This is a genomic window from Rhizobacter sp. P3_B12, assembly GCF_056402895.1.
This window is the reverse complement of record NZ_JBFUGN010000385.1, coordinates 1-5,357: the sequence shown is the minus strand read 5'-3', so window position 1 is coordinate 5,357 and position 5,357 is coordinate 1. Positions and strand designations below refer to the sequence as shown.

General features: G+C 70.4%; 9 protein-coding genes. 6 read left to right on the top strand and 3 right to left on the bottom strand.

The window, feature by feature from the left end; translation table 11 throughout:
- Nucleotides 1-502, top strand: a 502-nt coding sequence (locus AC1D01_RS19150) for an HD-GYP domain-containing protein (protein ID WP_477869038.1), incomplete at its 5' end; no start/stop codon positions are given.
- Here the strand turns inward: AC1D01_RS19150 and gpmA are convergent.
- On the bottom strand, nt 503-1,249 hold the full coding sequence (gene gpmA, locus AC1D01_RS19145) for a 2,3-diphosphoglycerate-dependent phosphoglycerate mutase (RefSeq protein ID WP_477869036.1): 747 nt from the start codon (nt 1,247-1,249) through the stop codon (nt 503-505).
- A gap of 97 nt (nt 1,250-1,346) precedes the next feature.
- Here gpmA and AC1D01_RS19140 point away from each other — a divergent pair, with 97 nt between their 5' ends.
- The 5 genes from AC1D01_RS19140 to AC1D01_RS19120 all read left to right on the top strand — a co-directional run bounded on the left by AC1D01_RS19140 (nt 1,347) and on the right by AC1D01_RS19120 (nt 4,630).
- Nucleotides 1,347-1,757: a rhodanese-like domain-containing protein gene (locus tag AC1D01_RS19140; RefSeq protein WP_477869034.1), complete on the top strand. Its 411-nt coding sequence runs from the start codon at nt 1,347-1,349 to the stop codon at nt 1,755-1,757.
- Between the two features lie 46 nt (nt 1,758-1,803).
- Nucleotides 1,804-2,070 (top strand): glutaredoxin 3, encoded by a 267-nt coding sequence (grxC, locus tag AC1D01_RS19135; protein ID WP_477869032.1) that lies wholly within the window; start codon nt 1,804-1,806, stop codon nt 2,068-2,070.
- Nucleotides 2,071-2,182: 112 nt separating this feature from the next.
- On the top strand, nt 2,183-2,644 hold the full coding sequence (gene secB, locus AC1D01_RS19130; RefSeq protein ID WP_047499719.1) for a protein-export chaperone SecB: 462 nt from the start codon (nt 2,183-2,185) through the stop codon (nt 2,642-2,644).
- Nucleotides 2,645-2,660: 16 nt separating this feature from the next.
- Nucleotides 2,661-3,656 carry an NAD(P)H-dependent glycerol-3-phosphate dehydrogenase gene (locus AC1D01_RS19125; RefSeq protein WP_477869030.1) on the top strand — a complete coding sequence of 332 codons (996 nt, stop codon included), beginning with the start codon at nt 2,661-2,663 and terminating at the stop codon, nt 3,654-3,656.
- Nucleotides 3,653-4,630, top strand: coding sequence for a Bug family tripartite tricarboxylate transporter substrate binding protein (locus tag AC1D01_RS19120; protein WP_477869028.1), 978 nt, complete (start codon nt 3,653-3,655; stop codon nt 4,628-4,630). The genes AC1D01_RS19125 and AC1D01_RS19120 overlap by 4 nt, the downstream gene beginning before the upstream one ends.
- 30 nt (nt 4,631-4,660) lie before the next feature.
- On the opposite strand, the gene trmL is transcribed toward AC1D01_RS19120, so the two are convergent.
- A complete protein-coding gene (gene trmL / locus AC1D01_RS19115) occupies nt 4,661-5,131 on the bottom strand; it encodes a tRNA (uridine(34)/cytosine(34)/5-carboxymethylaminomethyluridine(34)-2'-O)-methyltransferase TrmL (protein WP_477869026.1) in 471 nt (156 codons plus the stop codon).
- Nucleotides 5,132-5,151: 20 nt separating this feature from the next.
- Nucleotides 5,152-5,357 (bottom strand): ComF family protein (locus tag AC1D01_RS19110; RefSeq protein ID WP_477869024.1); only part of this gene is annotated, 206 nt, incomplete at its 5' end.

Below are 5,357 nucleotides of genomic sequence, written 5' to 3'. Positions count from 1 at the left end.
GCTGCAGGCGACCGGCGTCGACGATGCCGAGTGGCTGCAGGCGGTGGCCGAGCACCACGAGCGACCGGGCGGCGGCGGCTACCCGCTCGGGCACGCGCAACCGTGCGAGATGGCGCGCGCGTTGCGCCTGGCCGATGTCTTCATGGCGCGCATCACGCCGCGCATCAGCCGGCCGGCGATCAGCACGCAGGATGCGGCGCGCCAGCTGTTCCAGGATGACGGCGGCGGCCCGTTGTCGATGGCCGTCGTCAAGGAGCTGGGCATCTACCCGCCGGGCGACTTCGTGCAGTTGAAGAGCGGCGAGCAGGCGGTGGTGGTGCGGCGCGGCGAGAGTGCGAGCACGCCGATCGCCGCCAGCATCACCGACCGCCGCGGCATGCCGGTCGTGCAGACGACGCGGCGCGACACCGCGTGCCAGGAATTCGCGATCGTCGCGGCGCTGTCCGACAAGTCGCTCGCGGCGCGCCTGCTGCCGGAGCGCCTGTACGGGCTGCCGGCCTGATCAGGCCTTCCTGCCCTGGTTCGCCACCGCGGCGGCAGCAGCGGCGGCGGCCGCCGCATCGCCCAGGTAGTAGCTCTTGATCGGCTTCAGGTTCTCGTCGAGTTCATAGACGAGCGGGATGCCGTTCGGGATGTTGACGCCGACGACGTCGGCATCGGCGATGCCGTCGAGGTACTTCACGAGGGCACGGATGCTGTTGCCGTGCGCGGCGATCACGATGCGCTTGCCCGCCTTGATGGCCGGCGCGACGCTGTCGTTCCAGAACGGCAGCACGCGGGCGACGGTGTCCTTCAGGCACTCGGTCAGCGGAACGTCCTCGGGGCGCAGCTTCGCGTAGCGGATGTCCTGGCGCTGGCCGCGCGGGTCGTTCGCGTCGAGCGCCGGCGGCGGCGTGTCGTAGCTGCGGCGCCAGATCAGCACCTGCTCGTCGCCGTACTGCTTGGCCATGTCGGCCTTGTTGAGCCCCTGCAGCGCGCCGTAGTGGCGCTCGTTCAGGCGCCAGCTGTGCACCACCGGCAGCCAGGTGCGGTCCATCTGGTCGAGCGCGTGCCACAGCGTCCAGACCGCGCGCTTGAGCACCGAGGTGTAGGCCACGTCGAAGTCGTAGCCCTCGGCCTTCAGCAGCCGGCCGGCCTGCCTGGCCTGCTCGACGCCGGTGGGCGTCAGCTCGACGTCGGTCCAGCCGGTGAAGCGGTTTTCCAGGTTCCAGGTCGATTCGCCGTGGCGGATCAGCACGAGTTTGTACATGGCAGGCAGTGGTTGTGGGGCGGGCGGGGCGCGGCCCCGGGGCGGGAGACCGGCGAATTCTATAATTCGCGTTTGCCTCCAACCCTTGGGCCTCGCTGTGAAATTCCTTCTCGACAACTGGTATCTGTTCGCGGTGGCCCTGGTGTCCGGCGGCTTGCTGCTGTGGCCCTCGCTGCGGCGCGGCGCGCAGGGCGGTGCGCTGAGCACCGCCGATGCGGTGCACCTCATCAACCGCGAGAAGGCGGTGCTGATCGACGTGAGCGAGGTCGCCGAGTTCGCCGCCGGCCACCCCRCCGGCGCCAAGAACGTGCCGCTGGCACAGATCGAGACCTCGAATGCGCTGCCGAAGAACAAGGCCTTGCCGCTCGTGGTGGTGTGCGCCAGCGGCGCACGCGCGACCCGCGCGATCGGTATCCTTCGCAAGGCAGGCTACGAGAACGCCCGCGTGCTGGCCGGTGGCCTGAAGGCGTGGCGCGAAGCGAACCTGCCGGTCGAGAAATCGGCCTGAGGATTCAGGGGCCCGCACCCTGCGGGCCTGTCGTTGGAGCGAAGCGATGCAAGCCGTGAAGATGTACACCTCGATGGTGTGCCCCTACTGCCACCGCGCCAAGCAACTGCTGAAGTCGCGCGGCGTCGACCAGATCGACGAAGTGCGTGTCGACCTGCAGCCGGGCTTGCGCGACGAGATGATCGAGCGCACCGGGCGCCGCACCGTGCCGCAGATCTTCATCGGCAGCACGCACGTCGGCGGCTGCGACGACCTGGTCGCGCTCGACCAGCGCGGTGGGCTGCTGCCGCTGCTGTCCGACGCGGCCGCCTGACACACCAGGCGTTTCAATTCGCCCCTGGCGCCTCGGACATAATCCGCGCCGCAGCCCGCACGTCACGCCTGCGGGCTTTTCTTCACTCGTCTTCGTCAATCGCGAGATCACCATGTCCGACGACACCCAAACCCCCGTGTTCCAGATCCAGCGCCTGTACCTGAAGGACCTGTCGCTCGAACAGCCGAACTCGCCGCAGATCCTGCTGGAGCAGACGCAGCCCCAGGTCGACATCAACCTCGGCCTGGCTGCCGAGCCGGTCGCCGACGGCATCTACGAGGTGAGCGTCACCGCCACCGTCACGACCCGCGTCAGCGACAAGACGCTGTTCCTGGTCGAGGCCAAGCAGGCCGGCATCTTCGAGATCCGCAACATCCCCGAAGACCAGTTGCAGCCGATCATCGGCATCGCCTGCCCGCAGATCATCTACCCGTACCTGCGCGCCGTCGTCTCCGACATCTGCACGCGCGCCGGCTTCCCGCCGGTGCTGCTGGCCGAGGTGAACTTCCAGGCGATGTTCGAGGCGCAGCAACAGCAGGCCGCGAACGGCGCTGCTGCGCCCGCCATCAACTGACGCACGGGCTGCCGCGGTGAAGCTCACCGTCCTCGGGGCCGGCGCATGGGGCACGGCGGTGGCCGTGAACACCGCGCAGCGCCATGACACCCGCCTGTGGGTGCGCGATCCGCAGCAGTGCGAGCGCATGCAGACGCGCGGCGAGAACCATCGCTACCTGCCCGGCGTCGCGCTGCCGCCGGGGCTGGTGGTGTCGTCCGATTTCGACAGCTGCGTCGAGCACGCGCGCGGCGGGCTGATCATCATCGCGACACCGATGGCGTCGCTGGTCGAGGTGCTGCGGCGCCTGCCTGCCGATGCGAGCGGCGTGATGTGGCTGTGCAAGGGCTTCCAGGACGGCACCGGCTGGCTCGGCCACGAGGTCGCGCGCGCGGTGCGGCCGACCGACCCCCGCGTCGGCGTGCTGTCGGGGCCGACCTTCGCGCTCGAGGTCGCGCTCGGCCGGCCGGCGGCGCTGGTGGCCGCGAGCGGCGACGCCGAGCTCTGCGAGCAGGCCGTCGCGGCGCTGCACAGCGAGAGCCTGCGCGTCTACACCTCCAGCGACGTGATCGGCGTCGAGGTGGGCGGCGCGCTGAAGAACGTGATGGCGATCGCCACCGGCATCGCCGACGGCATGGGCCTCGGCTTCAATGCCCGGGCGGCGCTGATCACGCGCGGGCTGGCCGAGATGACGCGGCTGGGGGTCGCGCTCGGCGCCCGGCCCGACACCTTCATGGGACTGTCCGGCCTCGGCGACCTGGTGCTGACCGCCACCGGCGACCTGTCGCGCAACCGCAAGGTTGGCCTGCGGCTGGCCGACGGCGTGCCGCTGCCGAAGATCCTCGCCGACCTCGGCCATGTGGCCGAAGGCGTCGTGTGCGCCGCGACCGCGCTGCGCCGCGCGCAGTCGCGCTCGATCGACATGCCGATCACCGAAGCGGTGGTCAGCGTGCTCGAAGGGCGCCGCACGCCGGATCAGTCGATCCAACGCCTGATGATGCGCGACGCGCGCCCCGAAAGCTTCAACGGATGAGCCTGAACCGTCGTGATGTGCTGGCCGCCGCCGCGGCCGTGACCCTGTCGAGCGCCCTGCCGGCGCGTGCGCAGGCCTGGCCTGCCCGCCCGATCCGCCTCGTCGTGCCGTTCCCGCCCGGCAGCTCGCCGGACATCATCGCGCGGCTGCTGGCCGAGCCGCTCGCGCATGCGCTCGGCCAGGCGATCGTCGTCGACAACAAGCCCGGTGCCGGCGGCAACCTGGGCACCGGCGCGGTCGCGAAGGCGGAGCCCGACGGCTACACCTTCCTGTTCACGATCCAGGGGCCGCTGGTGACCGCGCCGCTGCTGTCGAAATCGCTCGGCTACGACCCGTTGAAGGACCTGCTGCCAGTGACGCTGGTCGCGACCTCGCCGAACGTGCTGGTGGTCGACCCGAAGCTCGGCGTCGACACGCTGGCCGATTTTGTGCGCGTCGCGAAGCAGCGCAAGGGCCAGCTGAACTACGGCAGCGTCGGCAACGGCAGCGCCGCGCACCTGGCGATGGAATCGTTCAAGGCGCGCGCCGGCCTCGACATCGTGCACGTGCCCTACCAGGGCTTTCCGCAGGTGGTCAATGCCATCCTGGCCGGCCAGGTGCAGGCCGGTTTCATGGTGCCCGGCATCGCGATCGGGCAGGTGAAGGCCGGCAAGCTGAAGGCGCTGGGCGTCACGACGCTGGGCCGCTTCGGCGCGCTGCCCGACATGCCGACCTTCGTCGAGCAGGGCTACGCCGGCTTCGAGGCGATCTCGTGGCAGGCGGTGCTGGCGCCGGCCCGCACGCCGCAGGCTGTGGTCGACCGGGTGTCGGCCGAGCTGGTGCGCATCATCAAGACCGACGAGGTGCGCGGCCGGATCCTCGGCCAGTACTTCAGCGCGGCGGGCACGGCGCCCGAGGCGCTGGCGGGTTTGATGAAGACCGAGCGCGAGCGCTGGGGCAAGGTCATCAAGGCGGCGAACGTTCAACCCGAGTGACGTAGCCCGGATGGCAATCCGGGTTGTCTTTCACGCCCCTTCGGCGTAGCCGTTCTGGCGCCACGCCTCGAACACCGCGACCGCGACCGCATTGCTGAGGTTCAGGCTGCGCTGGCCTTCTCGCAGCGGCAGGCGCACGCGCTGGTTGGCAGGGAAGGTCTCGCGCAGGTCGGCCGGCAGGCCGGCCGTCTCGGAGCCGAACACCAGCCAGTCGCCTGCTTGCCACGCAACTTCTGCAAACGGCCGGCTGCCACGCGTCGTGAAGGCGAACAGGCGGGACGGATCGGGGCGTGCATCGGCCAGGAACTCCGGCCATGACACATGCCGCCGCACCGGCGCGAACTCGTGGTAATCGAGCCCGGCGCGCCGCAGCAGCCGGTCTTCCATCGAGAACCCGAGCGGCTCGATCAGGTGCAGTGCACAGCCGGTGTTGGCCGCGAGCCGGATCACGTTGCCGGTGTTCGGCGGGATCTCGGGGTGGACGAGGACGATGTTGAACATGGGCGCGATTGTCGCGGGCCTCAGGCACTCGTCGAGGGGCGCGGCGTGCGCGCGACCACCCAGGCCTCGACGCGCGTCGCGCCGGCCAGCTTCAGCACGCGTGCCAGCTCGGCCAGTGTCGCGCCGCTGGTCATCACGTCATCGACCAGCGCGACGTGCCGGCCCACCAGTTCGCCGCGCCGCAGCGGCTCGACGGCGAAGGCGCCGCGCACATTCGCCGCGCGCC